Here is a 1,702-nt window from a genome sequence, read left to right on the forward strand (position 1 = left end):
CCGCGACCGGACGGCCGACGAGCTCTCCCGGCTGCTCGCGCCCGCCGTGGCGGAGGCCGGGCTGGACCTGGAGACCGTCGAGGTGCGTCCGGCCGGACGCCGCCGGCTGGTGAAGATCGTCGTGGACGGCGACGGCGGGGTCAGCCTCGCCGACGTCGCCGACGTCAGCCAGGCGGTCTCGGAGCTGCTGGACGCCTCCGAGGTCATGGGCGCCGCCCCGTACGTGCTGGAGGTCACCTCGCCGGGCGTCGACCGCCCGCTGACCGAGGCCCGGCACTGGCGGCGCGCCGCCGGCCGGCTGGTCGTGGTCCCGCTGACCGGCGACGAGGGCGGCCAGATCGAGGGCCGCGTGGTGTCCGCGGACGACGGCACCGTGGTCATCGACGTCACGCCCGCCAAGGGCAAGTCCGTGAAGGGCCGTCCGGTCAAGCCGGTGCGGCGCGAGTTCGCGCTCGCCGACCTCGGCCCGGGCCGCGTCCAGGTCGAGTTCCGCTCCGACGCGGACACCGGCGCGGCCGGGACCACCGGCGCGGATGCCGATCCAGACGCCGACGCGAACGCCGTTGACGACATCGACGCCGGCGAGACCGACGACATCGACGCCGAGATCGACGCCGGGTCCGACGGGCACGGCGACGGGGAGCCCGTGGACGACCCCGCGGGCGAGGCCGAGGAAACACGTTCTCCGGCCGAGCCGGAATAGAGGGGGGAGCCTCGTGGACATCGACATGACAGCCCTGCGGCTGCTGGAGAGCGAGAAGGACATCTCGCTGGACGTCGCCGTCAAGGCCATCGAAGACGCGCTGCTGATCGCCTACCACCGCGGCGACGGCGCGGCCACCCGCGCGCGCGTCGAGCTCGACCGCGCGACCGGGCACGTCACCGTGTGGGCGACCGAGACCGACGAGGAGGGCGCGGCCGTCCGGGAGTACGACGACACCCCGGACGACTTCTCCCGCATCGCGGCGACCACGGCCAAGCAGGTCATCCTGCAGAAGCTGCGCGACGCCGAGGACGAGCTGACCCTCGGCGAGTACGCCGAGCGCGAGGGCGACATCGTCTCCGGGATCATCCAGCAGGGCAAGGACCCGCGGAACGTGCTGGTCGACCTCGGCAAGCTCGAGGCGATCCTGCAGCCGCAGGAGCAGGTGCCCGGCGAGCGGTACGAGCACGGCGAGCGCCTGCGCGCCTACGTGGTCCAGGTCCGCAAGGGCCACCGCGGCCCGTCGGTGCAGCTGTCGCGCACCCACCCGAACCTGGTGCGGAAGCTGTTCGCGCTGGAGGTCCCGGAGATCGCCGACGGCACCGTCGAGATCGCCGCGATCGCCCGCGAGGCCGGCCACCGCACCAAGATCGCGGTGCGCTCGCGCAAGCCCGGCGTGAACGCCAAGGGCGCCTGCATCGGCCCGCTCGGCAGCCGGGTCCGCAACGTGATGGCCGAGCTGCACGGCGAGAAGATCGACATCGTCGACTGGTCGGACGACCCGGCCGAGTTCGTCGGCAACGCGCTCTCGCCCGCCCGGGTGAACAGCGTGACCGTCGTGGACGAGGCGGCGCGCACCGCCCGCGTCGTCGTGCCGGACTACCAGCTCTCCCTCGCCATCGGCAAGGAGGGGCAGAACGCCCGGCTCGCGGCGCGGCTGACCGGCTGGAAGATCGACATCCGCTCCGACACCGAGACCGCCGGCTGGCCCGCGGGCGG

Annotated in this window: 1 protein-coding gene and 1 pseudogene; both read left to right on the forward strand. The window is 73.8% G+C overall.

What is annotated here, in order from left to right; genetic code table 11:
• Nucleotides 1-31 precede the first annotated feature (31 nt).
• Nucleotides 32-499 (forward strand): annotated as a pseudogene (rimP, locus tag AB0J52_RS39235) (ribosome maturation factor RimP); the annotation flags it as partial.
• 229 nt (nt 500-728) lie between these two features.
• On the forward strand, nt 729-1,702 hold a 974-nt coding region (gene nusA, locus AB0J52_RS39240), incomplete at its 3' end, for a transcription termination factor NusA (protein WP_500188163.1).

The organism is Spirillospora sp. NPDC049652 (assembly GCF_040675125.1).
Classification (GTDB): Bacteria; Actinomycetota; Actinomycetes; order Streptosporangiales; family Streptosporangiaceae; genus Spirillospora.